25 protein-coding genes are annotated in these 13,446 nt (G+C 33.9%); 24 read left to right on the plus strand and 1 reads right to left on the minus strand.

Annotation, left to right across the window (positions count from 1 at the left end):
- The first annotated feature begins 42 nt into the window (after positions 1-42).
- From pseB to thiM, 5 genes are all read left to right on the plus strand, one after another.
- Positions 43-1,029, plus strand: a complete 987-nt coding sequence (gene pseB, locus CPIN18021_RS00450; protein ID WP_078424158.1) for a UDP-N-acetylglucosamine 4,6-dehydratase (inverting) — start codon at positions 43-45, stop codon at positions 1,027-1,029.
- A complete protein-coding gene (gene pseC, locus CPIN18021_RS00455; protein WP_078424159.1) occupies positions 1,026-2,138 on the plus strand; it encodes a UDP-4-amino-4,6-dideoxy-N-acetyl-beta-L-altrosamine transaminase in 1,113 nt (370 codons plus the stop codon). Before pseB ends, pseC begins: the two co-directional genes overlap by 4 nt.
- On the plus strand, positions 2,135-2,812 hold the full coding sequence (gene pseF / locus CPIN18021_RS00460) for a pseudaminic acid cytidylyltransferase (protein ID WP_078422708.1): 678 nt from the start codon (positions 2,135-2,137) through the stop codon (positions 2,810-2,812). Before pseC ends, pseF begins: the two co-directional genes overlap by 4 nt.
- Positions 2,802-3,671: a UDP-2,4-diacetamido-2,4,6-trideoxy-beta-L-altropyranose hydrolase gene (pseG, locus tag CPIN18021_RS00465; protein WP_078424160.1), complete on the plus strand. Its 870-nt coding sequence runs from the start codon at positions 2,802-2,804 to the stop codon at positions 3,669-3,671. The genes pseF and pseG overlap by 11 nt, the downstream gene beginning before the upstream one ends.
- Positions 3,672-3,744: 73 nt before the next feature.
- Positions 3,745-4,563 carry a hydroxyethylthiazole kinase gene (thiM, locus tag CPIN18021_RS00470; RefSeq protein ID WP_078424161.1) on the plus strand — a complete coding sequence of 273 codons (819 nt, stop codon included), beginning with the start codon at positions 3,745-3,747 and terminating at the stop codon, positions 4,561-4,563.
- Between the two features lie 218 nt (positions 4,564-4,781).
- Here the strand turns inward: thiM and CPIN18021_RS08945 are convergent, their stop codons facing one another.
- Positions 4,782-4,943, minus strand: coding sequence for a hypothetical protein (locus CPIN18021_RS08945; RefSeq protein WP_157886642.1), 162 nt, complete (start codon positions 4,941-4,943; stop codon positions 4,782-4,784).
- 453 nt (positions 4,944-5,396) lie between these two features.
- Here CPIN18021_RS08945 and rpsJ point away from each other — a divergent pair, with 453 nt between their 5' ends.
- The 19 genes from rpsJ (at position 5,397) to rpsE (ending at position 13,442) form a co-directional block, all read left to right on the plus strand.
- On the plus strand, positions 5,397-5,705 hold the full coding sequence (rpsJ, locus tag CPIN18021_RS00480; RefSeq protein ID WP_069633354.1) for a 30S ribosomal protein S10: 309 nt from the start codon (positions 5,397-5,399) through the stop codon (positions 5,703-5,705).
- A 10-nt stretch (positions 5,706-5,715) separates the two neighbouring features.
- Entirely contained in the window at positions 5,716-6,294 is a 579-nt protein-coding gene (gene rplC, locus CPIN18021_RS00485) for a 50S ribosomal protein L3 (protein WP_069633353.1), read from the plus strand.
- Positions 6,291-6,905 (plus strand): 50S ribosomal protein L4, encoded by a 615-nt coding sequence (gene rplD, locus CPIN18021_RS00490; RefSeq protein WP_078424162.1) that lies wholly within the window; start codon positions 6,291-6,293, stop codon positions 6,903-6,905. Before rplC ends, rplD begins: the two co-directional genes overlap by 4 nt.
- Before the next feature lies 1 nt (position 6,906).
- Positions 6,907-7,188 (plus strand): 50S ribosomal protein L23, encoded by a 282-nt coding sequence (locus CPIN18021_RS00495; RefSeq protein ID WP_069633351.1) that lies wholly within the window; start codon positions 6,907-6,909, stop codon positions 7,186-7,188.
- A 1-nt stretch (position 7,189) separates the two neighbouring features.
- Positions 7,190-8,023 carry a 50S ribosomal protein L2 gene (gene rplB / locus CPIN18021_RS00500; protein WP_069637078.1) on the plus strand — a complete coding sequence of 278 codons (834 nt, stop codon included), beginning with the start codon at positions 7,190-7,192 and terminating at the stop codon, positions 8,021-8,023.
- Between the two features lie 2 nt (positions 8,024-8,025).
- Positions 8,026-8,307, plus strand: a complete 282-nt coding sequence (gene rpsS / locus CPIN18021_RS00505; RefSeq protein ID WP_069633349.1) for a 30S ribosomal protein S19 — start codon at positions 8,026-8,028, stop codon at positions 8,305-8,307.
- A gap of 10 nt (positions 8,308-8,317) precedes the next feature.
- Complete coding sequence (gene rplV / locus CPIN18021_RS00510; protein WP_069637077.1) at positions 8,318-8,647, plus strand: 50S ribosomal protein L22; 330 nt, start codon at positions 8,318-8,320, stop codon at positions 8,645-8,647.
- Between the two features lies 1 nt (position 8,648).
- Entirely contained in the window at positions 8,649-9,347 is a 699-nt protein-coding gene (gene rpsC, locus CPIN18021_RS00515; protein ID WP_078422712.1) for a 30S ribosomal protein S3, read from the plus strand.
- Positions 9,348-9,349: 2 nt separating this feature from the next.
- Entirely contained in the window at positions 9,350-9,775 is a 426-nt protein-coding gene (rplP, locus tag CPIN18021_RS00520; protein ID WP_069633346.1) for a 50S ribosomal protein L16, read from the plus strand.
- Positions 9,762-9,947 carry a 50S ribosomal protein L29 gene (gene rpmC, locus CPIN18021_RS00525; protein WP_069633345.1) on the plus strand — a complete coding sequence of 62 codons (186 nt, stop codon included), beginning with the start codon at positions 9,762-9,764 and terminating at the stop codon, positions 9,945-9,947. The genes rplP and rpmC overlap by 14 nt, the downstream gene beginning before the upstream one ends.
- A gap of 10 nt (positions 9,948-9,957) precedes the next feature.
- Positions 9,958-10,209: a 30S ribosomal protein S17 gene (gene rpsQ / locus CPIN18021_RS00530; protein ID WP_069633344.1), complete on the plus strand. Its 252-nt coding sequence runs from the start codon at positions 9,958-9,960 to the stop codon at positions 10,207-10,209.
- The gene (gene rplN, locus CPIN18021_RS00535; protein WP_069633343.1) at positions 10,209-10,577 is read left to right on the plus strand and encodes a 50S ribosomal protein L14; all 369 of its coding nucleotides are present in this window, start codon (positions 10,209-10,211) and stop codon (positions 10,575-10,577) included. Before rpsQ ends, rplN begins: the two co-directional genes overlap by 1 nt.
- Positions 10,577-10,813 (plus strand): 50S ribosomal protein L24, encoded by a 237-nt coding sequence (gene rplX, locus CPIN18021_RS00540; protein WP_078397602.1) that lies wholly within the window; start codon positions 10,577-10,579, stop codon positions 10,811-10,813. The genes rplN and rplX overlap by 1 nt, the downstream gene beginning before the upstream one ends.
- Positions 10,814-10,818: 5 nt before the next feature.
- Positions 10,819-11,361 (plus strand): 50S ribosomal protein L5, encoded by a 543-nt coding sequence (gene rplE / locus CPIN18021_RS00545; RefSeq protein WP_069633341.1) that lies wholly within the window; start codon positions 10,819-10,821, stop codon positions 11,359-11,361.
- Position 11,362: 1 nt separating this feature from the next.
- Positions 11,363-11,548, plus strand: coding sequence for a type Z 30S ribosomal protein S14 (locus tag CPIN18021_RS00550; RefSeq protein ID WP_069633340.1), 186 nt, complete (start codon positions 11,363-11,365; stop codon positions 11,546-11,548).
- A 9-nt stretch (positions 11,549-11,557) separates the two neighbouring features.
- Positions 11,558-11,953 carry a 30S ribosomal protein S8 gene (gene rpsH, locus CPIN18021_RS00555; protein ID WP_078422713.1) on the plus strand — a complete coding sequence of 132 codons (396 nt, stop codon included), beginning with the start codon at positions 11,558-11,560 and terminating at the stop codon, positions 11,951-11,953.
- A gap of 126 nt (positions 11,954-12,079) precedes the next feature.
- The gene (rplF, locus tag CPIN18021_RS00560; RefSeq protein ID WP_069633338.1) at positions 12,080-12,616 is read left to right on the plus strand and encodes a 50S ribosomal protein L6; all 537 of its coding nucleotides are present in this window, start codon (positions 12,080-12,082) and stop codon (positions 12,614-12,616) included.
- Between the two features lie 10 nt (positions 12,617-12,626).
- Positions 12,627-12,983: a 50S ribosomal protein L18 gene (gene rplR / locus CPIN18021_RS00565; protein WP_078422714.1), complete on the plus strand. Its 357-nt coding sequence runs from the start codon at positions 12,627-12,629 to the stop codon at positions 12,981-12,983.
- Between the two features lie 15 nt (positions 12,984-12,998).
- Positions 12,999-13,442 carry a 30S ribosomal protein S5 gene (gene rpsE / locus CPIN18021_RS00570; RefSeq protein WP_069633336.1) on the plus strand — a complete coding sequence of 148 codons (444 nt, stop codon included), beginning with the start codon at positions 12,999-13,001 and terminating at the stop codon, positions 13,440-13,442.
- Positions 13,443-13,446 lie beyond the last annotated feature (4 nt).

Here is a 13,446-nt window from a genome sequence, read left to right on the forward strand (position 1 = left end):
AATTTTAAAATATATTTTTGGTTTATATGAGAAAGGAAAAGTATGTTTGATGGTAAAAGTATCTTAATAACCGGAGGAACTGGATCTTTTGGTAAAAAATACGCGGAAATTTTATTAAAAAAATATAAACCAAAAAGATTGATTATATATTCAAGAGATGAATTAAAACAATACGAGATGTCTCAGGTTTTTAAACATCAAGCGATGAGATATTTTATAGGCGATGTTCGCGATGAAGTTCGTTTGACAACTGCTATGCGCGAGGTTGATTATGTTATTCATGCTGCTGCTATGAAGCACGTGCCTATAGCTGAGTATAATCCAATGGAGTGTATAAAGACAAATATAAATGGCGCTCAAAATGTTATTAATGCTGCAATAGAATGCAAAGTAAAAAAAGTAATAGCTCTTTCTACTGATAAGGCTTGCAATCCTGTAAATTTATACGGTGCAACAAAACTAGCAAGTGATAAACTTTTTGTTGCTGCAAATAATATAGTAGGCTCTTTGCATACTCGTTTTAGTGTTGTGAGATATGGAAATGTAGTTGGTTCAAGAGGTTCTGTTGTGCCGTTTTTTAAAAAGCTAATCTCAGAGGGCGCAAAAGAGCTACCTATAACACATATGGATATGACAAGATTTTGGATAACCCTAGAGCAAGGCGTTTCGTTTGTGCTAAAAAACTTTGAAAGAATGAAGGGCGGAGAGATTTTTATACCAAAAATTCCTTCTATGTCTATGCCTGATCTTGCTAAGGCTCTCGCACCTGATTTGGGTATAAATATCATAGGTATAAGACCCGGTGAAAAGATGCACGAGGTTATGATTTCAAAAGATGATGCTCATCTTACATATGAGTTTGATGACCATTATGTGATTAGTCCATCTATTCAGTTTCTTACGCCTTCTGATTTTTCTACAAATTTACTTGGAGAAAAAGGCAAGAAAGTAAAAGATGAATTTGAGTATAGCTCGGATAAAAATCACTTGTGGCTTGACAAAAACTCTTTGTTGGAGATGATAAAATGATACCTTATAGTAAGCAACAAATAATTCAAAGTGATATTGATGCCGTTTGCGAAGCTTTGAAGGGGGATTTTTTAACTGGCGGTAAAAACGTAGATGCCTTTGAAGATGCGCTTTGCGAGTATCTTGGGGTAAAAAATGTAGTTGTTATGAACTCCGCTACTTCTGCGCTTCATGTAGCTTATACTATTTTTGGCATAAAGCAACAAGATGAGGTTATAACAACTCCGATAACCTTTGCAGCTACTGCCAATGCCGCTTTGATGTGTGGTGCTGATGTTAAGTTTTGTGATGTAAAAGATGATGGAAATATAGATGAGAGTTTGATACAAAATTTGATAAATAGCCAAACAAAGGTTATAAGTGTTGTTGATTTTGGTGGAAATCCAGTTGAGATACAAAACATAATAAACACAGCAAAAAAACACGGCATAAAAGTCCTTGATGATGCCTCTCATGCTCTTGGAAGTGAGATAGATGGTGTTAAGGTTGGAAATCATGCTGATATTAGTGTGTTTAGTTTTCATGCTATAAAACCAATTACTACATTTGAGGGTGGGGCCATAGTCACAAATAGCGATGAATATGCAAACTTAGCCAGACTTTATCGCTCTCACGGCATATCAAAAACAGAGCTTTGGGATAGCGATATGAGTTTGCTTGGCTATAATTATAGGCTTAGCGATGTTGCTTGTGCTTTGGGTGTAAATCAGCTTAAGAGGCTTGATGATATGATAGCTGTTCGTGAGGAAATAGCTCAGTTTTATGACGAGAGTTTTAAAGATAATGAGTTTTTTAAAACGATAAAAATACCATCAAATAAAAAAAGCTCAAGACATTTGTATCCTATCATATTAGATGAAAAATTAGCAAGATTTAAAAAAGAAATTTTTATCAAACTCCATGAGCTTGGTATCGGTGTTCAAGTGCATTATAAGCCAACATATGAGTTTAGTTTTTATAAACAAAAATACAAAGATATAAGCCTTAAAAATGCTGAGAATTTTTATAGTCGCGAGCTTAGTTTACCTTGTCATCAAGGTATGAGCTTATCAGATGCAAGGTTTGTGTCTGAAAAACTGCTTGGTGTATTGAAAGAGATTTTAAAATGAATTTATGTGTAATTCCGGCTCGTGGTGGAAGCAAAAGAATACCCAAAAAAAATATTAAAGATTTTTTAGGAAAACCACTTATAGCTTATAGCATCCAAACAGCCTTAAGCTCAAAGATATTTGATGATATTATAGTAAGCACTGATGATAAAGATATAGCTGATGTTGCAATAAAATTTGGTGCAAAAGTGCCATTTTTTAGAGATGAAAAATTAAGCGATGATTATGCTTCTAGTATTGATGTTGTGATAGATGCTATAAAGAAAATGGATGAAAGATATCAAAATATATGCTGTTTGTATGCAACCGCACCTTTGTTAAAATATCAAATTCTAATGAAAGCTTATGATGAATTTATAAGCTCAAATAGCAATTTTTTATTTTCTGTTTGCGAGTTTTCTTATCCGATACAAAGAGCCTTAATGCTTGATGAAAACAAAGCTGTAAGTATGTTTTATCCGGATTATTTTAACTCTCGTTCGCAGGATTTGCAAAAGGCATATCACGATGCCGGCCAATTTTATTTTGGTAAAAGAGAGGCTTGGCTGAGTAATAAAAACATTTTTAAAGATAATTCAAGAGCATTTGTTTTACCTTATAATTTGGTTTGTGATATAGACACATTGCAAGATTTTGAATTTGCACAAAAGCTCTATCAGATAAATGCTATTTGAAAAAATACAAAACCTAAAAACACTAATCCGTTCAGACAGTAGCTCAGATATAGGGCTTGGCCATATAAAAAGAGATTTAGTCCTTGCCAAAAAGATAAAAGATGTCAGCTTTGCTTGTATAAACCTAGATGGAAATATCATAAATGAAATTTCATATCCTACTTATATAGTAAAAAGCAATGATTTAAACGAACTTATAAAACTCATTAAAAGAGAAAAAATAGAACTTTTGATAATAGATCATTACGGGATAAGCTTTGAAGATGAAAAATACATCAAGGGGCAAACCGGAGTTAAAATTTTAAGCTTTGATGATGAGTATAAAGAGCATTATTGCGATTTTTTGTTAAATGTAAATTTATTTGCAAAGAGCGAAAACTATAAAGATTTATTAGCAAAAGATACAGAAATTTATTGTGGTGCTAGGTTTGTTTTGGTTAGAGATGAGTTTTATGTTGAAAGTAAGATTTTAAGAGATAAGAAATTTGATTATTTTGTCGGTATAGGCGGAAGTGATATACTTGGTTTGGGTTTTGAAATTTCAAAAAAACTTCTATCAAAAGGTGCTTTTGTATCAATGGCAACCACAAATGCAAACAAAACACTTAACGAGCTTAAAAAACTATCAATGCAATATCAAAATTTCACACTTTACATAAACTCAGACAATATAGCAAAGATAATGAATGAAAGTCGTGAGCTTATCATACAAGCTAGTTCATTTGTAAATGAAGCCTTTGTTTTGAAGTCTAAATTTAAAGCTATAAAAACAGCTAAAAATCAAGAACAGATATATCAATGGCTTTTGCAAAATGGCTATGATGTTTATAATGCTGATGAGATTTTAAAGTTTTTGTAAGTTAATAATAACGGCAATAAAATTATTAGTTATGTTATAATTTCTTGGTTCTTTAAAAATACCAAGGAATTATATGGAAATTTTATCACAAATCCGCTCACTAAAACCACTAGTTCATTGTATAACAAATTATGTAACAGCAAATGATGTTGCAAATGCTCTTATATCACTTGGTGCATCGCCTGTTATGGCTGATGATGAAAGAGAAGTTGAAGAGATGGTTTGTATGTCTAATGCTTTGGTTATAAATATAGGCACATTAAACGAAAGAACTATAACATCTATGATAAAAGCCGGTAAAAAAGCAAATGGGTTAAATATACCTGTGGTTCTTGATCCAGTAGGTGCCGGTGCTACAACCTTTAGGACACAAACAGCTTTAAAACTGATAGAAAATATAAAATTTAGCATTATAAGGGGCAATGCTTCTGAAATTTCAGCTCTTGTCGGAGATGATATTAATAAATCTCGCGGAGTAGATGTAAATAGCAAAAGTGCCGAGCTTGGAGTAGAAGAGATGGTAAAGCGCGCATCTGTTTTGTGGAAATTATCAAAATCAGTTGTCGTTGTATCTGGTAGAATAGATATTGTTCTAGAAGGAAATAATGTAGCTGTTGGTGAAAACGGACATGAGATTATGACAAAAGTAACCGGAAGTGGTTGTATGCTTTCAGCTGTATTGGCTGCATTTGCAGCTAGCGAAGAAGATATATTTCAAGCCGCATTATATGGTGTTTTAGCATTTGGAATTTGTGGGGAAATGGCTATGGATTTGATGAGTGATAGAGATGCAAATGCTAGTTATAGGAATTATCTTATTAATGAGCTATCAAACATTGATGATTCAACCATTGAGCTTAGAAAAATGGTTCGTAGTAATTTAGAAAAATAGTTTTAATTATAAAATATTTTTTTGCTTATCCTTTTATGTTATTAGTGTAGCCAATTTATACCTATCAAACTGCGATTTGATAAAAATAATTTAACATCGATAGCTATTGTAAATTTTTGCTGATATAACAAACGATATCCTAATGGCTTTATCAAAAAATATAAGAAATATAATAATAAAGCTTATGACTTTGAAGACTTTTTTATAGCAAAAGCAGATTAAGATGGTTGGGCTATAAATAAAGTAGGCTTAGCAACTTTGCCTATAAAAAATGGTTTTATAATAGCTATCATAAAAGCAGCTTCACAAAATAAAGATATAGCCTTATTAATTAAAAATCCAAAAGATAATGCATATAAGTATATATTTCTAAATCGCAACAGATAAAAACCAACATTATGATTTTTAAAAAGCATAGAGTTTTTAAGCTTATTTATGTCTTTCTTTGGCTATAACCTGCTATATTTGCTAAAAGCTTAACACTCTTGCTTTAATGCTAAAAAAGATTTTTTAGCAAATAGATATTTTATATAAAATGCAAAATAAAATCTTAATAAATTTAAATTTTTTGATATGATTTTGTTTAGTCTATTAAAATTTATATTTTATTGCTTGATATATATTTTTTCCTTTTTATAAGGAAAAAATAATTTAAATTTTTAGCGAATTCTACCATTTTTCTTGACTTTAATAGGGACTTTTTGTAAAATCACAATCTCTTTACGATAAAGGTGTCTATGACCTACTTATAAGATTTTATAAATCCTCTGTAAGTTTTGTTTTTATGTAAAGAGGTCGCGGGTTTGCGACAAGTTCTTTAAAAAGGAAAAAATATGGAAAGAATTAGGTTAAAGCTAAAAGCTTATGACCATAGAGTTCTAGACCGCACAGTTGCAGCAATTGTAGAAGCTGTTAAAAGAACTGGTGCTGACGTTCGTGGTCCAGTGCCAATGCCTACGAAGACTAAACGCTACACAGTCTTAAAATCTCCACACGTAAACAAAGACTCACGTGAGCAGTTTGAGATGAGAATTCATGCTAGAATGCTTGACATTGTGGCAGCCACTCCAGAAACCGTAGATAGCTTAACAAAACTTGACTTAGCCCCTGAGGTTAATGTTGAAGTTCGTGCAATGAAGTAAGGGGTGATATATGGAATATATCGTAGAAAAAATAGGTATGAGCAGAACAGTAGCTGCACAAAGCATACCAGTAACTTTGTTAAAACTTGTAGATACTAAAGTTTGCGAAATAGATGAAAATAAGCGTGCTATCGTTGCTTATGCTGACACTAAAGCAAATAACAAATCTATACAAGGTCAACAAAAAAAATACAATCTAACTGCCGAATTTAATAAATTCGCAACAATTGAAGTAGCAAACTCAGAAGTTGGCGCTATTGATGTTACTCCACTTAGTGAAGCTAAGGTTTTAAAAGTTAGCTTTAACTCAAAAGGTAGAGGATATCAGGGTGTTGTAAAAAGACATGGTTTTGCTGGTGGTCCAAAAAGCCACGGTTCTAGATTTCACAGAAGACATGGTTCTATAGGTAACTGCGAATGGCCTGGACGTGTTCAGCCTGGTATGAAAATGGCGGGACATATGGGTAATGAAAAAGTTACTGTTAAAAATGAACTAGTTAGCTTTGATAATGAAAATGGAATTATCGTAGTAAAAGGTTGTGTACCAGGTTATAATGGTGCAATGGGTAGAATAAGGATTGTAAAATGAGTAAAATTTGCGTATTAAATGATAAATTTGAAAAAGCTAGCGAGCTTGAACTTCCTGCAAGTTATGCAGAAGTAAATCCTCACAATCTTTATCTTTACGTAAAATCTTACTTAGCTTCTATGCGTGCAAATACAGCTCACACAAAGAGCCGTGCATTTGTAAGTGGTGGCGGTAAGAAACCTTGGAGACAAAAAGGTCGTGGTGGTGCTCGTGCAGGTTCAACTAGAACGAATGTATGGGTTGGTGGTGCAGTTACATTTGGTCCTACAAATAACAAAAACTACTTTCAAAAAGTTAATAAAAAACAAAAAAGACTTGCTCTTGAAGTTGCTCTTGCTCAAAAAGCAGAGGCTGGAAAACTTTTTGCTGTTGATAGCGTAGAAGTTCAATCAGGCAAAACAAAAGATGCAAATAAAATCATAAAATCTTTAAATTTGAGAGATGTGCTTGTTGTAAAAGATTTGCTTGATGACAAAACATTATTAGCGTTTAGAAATTTAGCAAATAGTTATGTTGTAGATGCAAGTGAAGTAAATGCTTACTTAGTAGCTACTTATAGTGCAGTTATAATTGAAAAAGCAGCACTTCAAACAATAACAAAAGAGGGCTAAAATGGCAGATATAACTGATATCAAAACAATTATTTATACAGAAAAAACTCTTGGCCTTCAAGAAAATGGTGTTGTTGTTATACAGACTTCACCAAGAGTTACAAAAAATGGCTTAAAAGAAGTTTTAAAAGAATATTTTGGTGTAACGCCACTTCAAGTAAATTCTCTAAGAGTGAATGGAAAAGTGAAGCGTTTCAGAGGAAGAATTGGCGTAAGAGATGATGTTAAGAAATTTTACGTGAAATTACCTGAAGGCGTAAGCCTAGAAAATACGGAGGCATAAAATGGCTATAAAATCATATAAACCATATACTCCTAGCCGTAGATATATGACAGGATTAAGTTCAGAAGATATTACAGCAAAACCAAGCGTAAGAGGACTTCTTGTTAAGATACCAGCAACTGGTGGTAGAAATAATAATGGTCGTATAACTTCAAGACATAAAGAAGCTGGTGCTAAAAAACTTTATCGTATTATAGATTTTAAACGCCGCAAATTTGATATTGAAGGTAAGGTTGAGGCTATTGAATACGATCCAAACAGAAACTGCCGTATAGCACTTATATCATATAAAGATGGTGAAAAAAGATACATAATTAGACCTAGTGGTTTAAATGTTGGTGATGTTATCTCTTCTGCAGAAGACAAATCACTTGACATCAAGCCTGGTAATGCTATGAAATTAAGATATATACCAGTTGGTACAATTGTTCATAACATAGAGCTTAAGCCTGGTAAAGGTGCACAAATAGCTCGTTCAGCTGGCGGATATGCTCAGCTTATGGGTAAAGAAGAAAAATATGTAATCTTAAGAATGCCAAGTGGCGAAATGAGACAAGTATTAGCTGAATGTATGGCAAGTATTGGTGTTGTTGGTAACGAAGATTGGGCTAACATCACTATAGGAAAAGCGGGAAGAAATAGACATAGAGGTATTCGCCCTCAAACTCGTGGTTCTGCGATGAACCCAGTTGATCACCCACACGGTGGTGGTGAAGGTAAGAAAAACTCAGGACGTCACCCTGTTACTCCTTGGGGTAAACCAACTAAAGGTGCTAAGACTCGCCGTAAAAAAGCTAGCGATAAGCTTATAATTTCAAGAAGGAAAGGAAAATAGAGATGGCAAGATCACTCAAAAAAGGTCCTTTCGTAGATGAGCATGTAATGAAAAAAGTTGTTTCTGCTAAAAGCGCAAACGACAATAAACCAATCAAAACATGGTCAAGACGCAGTACGATTGTGCCTGAAATGATTGGATTAACTTTTAATGTTCATAACGGTAAAAGTTTTATACCTGTATATGTAACAGAAAACCACATTGGTTATAAACTTGGCGAATTTGCTCCAACACGCACATTTAAGGGTCACAAAGGCTCAGTGCAGAAAAAAATAGGCAAGTAAGGTGGAAGTCATGAGTAAATCAATAATAAAATTTGTAAGACTTTCTCCAACAAAAGCTAGACTTATAGCTCGTGAGGTTCAAGGAATGAATGCTGAACTTGCTCTTGCAAGCCTTCAATTTATGCCAAATCGTGGAGCTAGATTTATAGCAAATGCTATTAGTTCAGCTGTAGCTAATGGCGGATTTGAACCGGAAGAAGTTGTTGTAAGCAGTTGTCGCGTTGATGCAGGTCCAGTTCTTAAGAGATTTAGACCAAGAGCAAGAGGAAGTGCGAGTAGAATTCGCAAACCAACTTCTCATATATTGGTAGAAGTATCAAAAGCACAGAAGGAAGCATAATATGGGACAAAAAGTAAATCCGATAGGTCTTAGACTTGGTATAAATCGTAATTGGGAATCAAGATGGTTTCCTGCTAAAGAAAGTCTTGCTGAAAGCATAGGTGAAGATTATAAAATTCGTGCTTTTTTAAAGAAAAAACTATATTATGCAGGAATTAGTCAAATTTTAATAGAAAGAACAGCTAAAAAACTTCGTGTTACAGTTGTTGCTGCTCGTCCTGGTATCATTATTGGTAAAAAAGGACAAGATGTTGAAATATTAAAAAATGATGTTGCAAAATTAATCGGTAAAGATGTTAATATCAACATCAAAGAGGAAAGAAAAGCGCAAGCATCAGCTCAATTAGCGGCTGAAAATGTTGCTATGCAACTTGAGCGCCGTGTTGCTTTCCGTCGTGCAATGAAAAAAGTTATTCAAGGTGCTCAAAAGTCTGGCGCTAAAGGTATTAAAATATCAGTAGCTGGACGTTTAGGTGGTGCAGAAATGGCTAGAACAGAATGGTATCTAGAAGGCCGTGTTCCACTTCATACACTTAGAGCAAAGATTGATTATGGTTTTGCTGAAGCACATACAACTTATGGAAACATAGGTATTAAAGTATGGATATTCAAAGGTGAGGTTCTTCAAAAAGGCGTTCAAGCTGATAAAACTGAAGATGATGCACCAAGAAAACCACGTAGAGCAAGAAGAGGTAAATAGTTATGTTGATGCCTAAAAGAACGAAATTTCGTAAGCAAATGAAAGGGCGTAACCGCGGCTATGCAACTCGTGGTGCAAGCTTATCAACTGGTGAATTTGCTATAAAAGCAGTTGAAGCTGGTAGAGTAAACTCACGCCAAATAGAGGCTGCTCGTCAAGCACTTACTCGTCATGTTAAAAGACAGGCAAAAATTTGGATTAGAGTGTTTCCAGATAAACCACTAACCAAAAAGCCACTTCAAACTCGTATGGGTAAAGGTAAAGCAGGTGTTGAAGAATGGGTAATGAATATTAAGCCTGGTCGTATAATCTATGAAATGGCTGGTGTTAGTGAGGAGCTTGCAAAAGAAGCACTAACTTTAGCGATGCATAAATTACCATTTAAGACAAAATTTGTAACGCGAGAGAGTGAAAATGAAATATACTGAGTTGAAAGAAAAAAGCGTTACTGAGTTAAACGCTATGCTAAAAGAGAAGAAGGTGCTTTTATTTACACTAAAGCAAAAGTTAAAAACTATGCAGTTAAGTAACCCTAATGAGATAGGTGCTGTAAAAAAAGAGATAGCACAAATCAATACTGCAATTAGTGCTTCAAAGTAAGGGGTAAAAGATGGCATTAAAAAAAGAAATTCAAGGCGTAGTTTTGCAAAAAGCTGGAGATAAAACAGCTACTATTTTGGTTGAAAGACGCGTTATGCATCCAAGATACCACAAATTTGTAAAGCGCTTTAAAAAATATTTAGTTCATGATGAAAAAAATGAAACAAAAGCAGGCGATACTGTTGTAGCAATAGAATGCAGACCAATTTCAGCACGCAAAAGTTTTAGATTAAAAGCTATTGTTGCAAAGGGAGTTGAATAATGATTCAAAGTTTTACAAGACTTGCGGTTGCTGATAACAGCGGTGCAAAAGAATTAATGTGTATAAAAGTTTTAGGTGGCAGCAAAAGAAGATATGCAACACTTGGAGATATTATTATTTGCTCTGTAAAAAAGGCTCTTCCAAACGGTAAGATCAAAAAAGGTCAAGTTGTGAAAGCTGTTGTTGTTAGAACAAAAAAAGAGGTTCATAGAGATAATGGTTCTCTTATAAGATTTGATGAGAACGCTGCTGTTATACTTGATAACAAAAGAGAACCTGTTGGAACACGTATATTTGGACCTGTTGGCCGTGAAGTTAGATATGCTAACTTTATGAAAATTGTTTCACTAGCACCGGAGGTTCTATAATGGCAAATGTTAAATTTAAAATCAAAAAAGGTGACACTGTAAAAGTTATAGCTGGCGATGATAAAGGAAAAACAGGTAAAGTTTTATCTGTTATTGCTAAAAAAGGTCAGGTTATAGTTGAAGGTTGCAAAATTGCAAAAAAAGCTATAAAGCCAAGCGAAAAAACTCCAAATGGTGGACATATCAATAAAGAGATGCCAATAGATATCTCAAATGTTGCGAAAGTTGAGGAGTAAGAGCTATGAGATTAAAAGAGAAATATAACGAAAGTATCAAAGCAGCTCTAACAAAAGAATTTGATATTAAAAATCCTATGCTTATTCCTGCTATAGAGAAAGTTGTTATAAGTGTTGGTGCTAATGATTCTGCAAAGGATCAAAAGATACTTCAAAATATGGCTGATACTATATCTTTGATAGCTGGACAAAAAGCTGTTATTTGTAATGCAAAAAAATCTGTTGCAGGTTTTAAGGTTCGTGAAGGTTACCCAGTTGGTATCAAGGTAACATTGAGAAAAGACCGTATGTATGCATTTTTAGATAAGCTTATAAGTGTAGCATTACCAAGAGTTAAAGACTTCCGTGGACTTTCTAGAAGTGGTTTTGATGGAAGAGGAAACTATAACTTTGGTCTTAATGAACAACTTATGTTTCCTGAAGTTGAGTATGATAAAATACTAAGAACACACGGTATGAACATAACTATAGCTACAACAGCTAAGAACGATAAAGAGGCATTCAAATTGTTAGAGTTATTTGGTATGCCATTTGCAAAAGGAAAGTAAGATGGCAAAAAAATCAATGATAGCAAAAGCTGCTCGCAAGCCTAAATTTAAAGTGCGCGGCTATACAAGATGTCAAATTTGCGGTCGTCCGCACTCTGTTTATAAAGATTTTGGAATTTGTCGTGTTTGCCTAAGAAAAATGGCTAATGAAGGACTAATACCAGGTCTTAAAAAAGCAAGTTGGTAAGGAATAAATATGTTAAATGATTTAATAGCAGACGGACTAACACGCATAAGAAATGCTGCAATGAGAAAGCTTGAAACTGCTAAGCTTTTACACTCTAAAGTTGTTGAGGCTACTTTAAATGTTTTGGCACAAAAAGGTTATATTGAAAGCTTTAACGTTGTTGAAGAAGACAATAAAAAATTTATAAATGTTGTGTTAAAATACGATGAGTACGGCAAAAGTGTAATAAATGAGCTAAAAAGAGTTTCTACTCCAGGACGTAGAGTATATCAAGGTAAAGATGATATAAAACGTTTTAAAAATGGTTACGGAACTATAGTAGTTAGTACTAGCAAAGGCGTTATGAGTGGTATTGAAGCTCACAAAGCTGGCGTTGGTGGCGAAATCATCTGCACAGTTTGGTAATAAAATAAAAAGCTTGGTTTTATACTAGGCTTTTTAAAGTTTTTGTCTGAAAAGACAATCAATTTTACGGCATTGTGGTGTTGATTCTTGATTGTAAAAACACCCTAGACAAGTAAAAGGAAAATAATGTCACGTATAGGAAAACAGCCGATATCTATTCCATCAGGTGTAGATGTTAGCTTTGAAAATAATGTCCTTAAATTTAAAAAGGGCAATAGTGTAAAAGAGCTTGATACTAAAGGTAACGTTGAAGTAAAAATAGAAAACAATGAAGTTGTTTTTTCTTCTAAAGGCGACGACAGACAAAGTAGAGCATATTGGGGAACTTACAGAGCTTTAACTAACAATATAATAATCGGACTAACTCAAGGTTTTACTAGACAACTTGAGATAAATGGTGTTGGTTATAAAGCAGCTGTAAAAGGAAAAATTCTAGAACTAGCTTTAGGTTTTTCTCACCTTGTAAATTATGAACTACCTGAGGGTATAGAGGCAACTGTTGAAAGAAACGTTATCACCTTAAAAGGAAACGATAAACAAGTTATTGGTCAAGCAGCAGCTCAAATCAGAGGTTTTAGACCACCTGAGCCATACAAAGGAAAAGGTGTTAAATATCTAGAAGAACGCATAATCCGCAAAGCGGGTAAAACATCTAAGAAGTAAGGGATAAGTAATGACAGCAAAAGTATTAAAAAGAAAACTTGCTCTTAGAATTAAGAGAAAAAAGAGGGTTAGATCTAAAATTTCAGGTTGCGAGCAAAATCCAAGAATTTCTATTTTTAAATCAAATAGAACTCTATATGTTCAAGCTATAAATGATGTAACTGCTACAACAATAGCTTCAGCTAATGGTAAAAAACTAGGAATAAAAGCAAACAAAGAAGGTGCTGCAATTATCGCTAAAGAATTTGCTAACACTTTAAAATCAAAAGGTATTAGTGCCGGTGTATTTGACAGAAATGGCTATTTGTATCATGGTGTTGTTGCAGCATTTGCTGACGCATTAAGAGAAAATGGCATCAAGCTATAACCCAAAGGAAAATCAATGCAAAAGTATAATAAAGAAGAATTTGAAGAAGTAATTGTTGATATCGGAAGGGTTACAAAGGTTGTAAAAGGTGGACGTAGATTCAGATTTACAGCGCTTGTTGTAGTTGGAAACAGAAATGGCTTGGTTGGCTTTGGATATGGTAAAGCAAAAGAAGTTCCTGATGCTATGCGTAAAGCTATAGATGATGCGTTTAAAAACATTATCAATGTTAAGCTAAAGGGTTCTACTATACCTCATGATATTGAAGTTAAATATAATGCTAGTCGCGTTTTATTACGCCCAGCGAGTGAAGGTACTGGTGTTATAGCTGGTGGTAGTACTCGTCCTATCTTAGAACTTGCTGGCGTTAAGGATATTTTAACTAAATCTCTGGGCTCAAACAACTCTGCAAACGTTGTTCGTGCTACTATAAAAGCACTTAGCATGCTTAAAGGATAAGAAA

The organism is Campylobacter pinnipediorum subsp. caledonicus, from assembly GCF_002022005.1.
GTDB lineage: Bacteria > Campylobacterota > Campylobacteria > Campylobacterales > Campylobacteraceae > Campylobacter_A > Campylobacter_A caledonicus.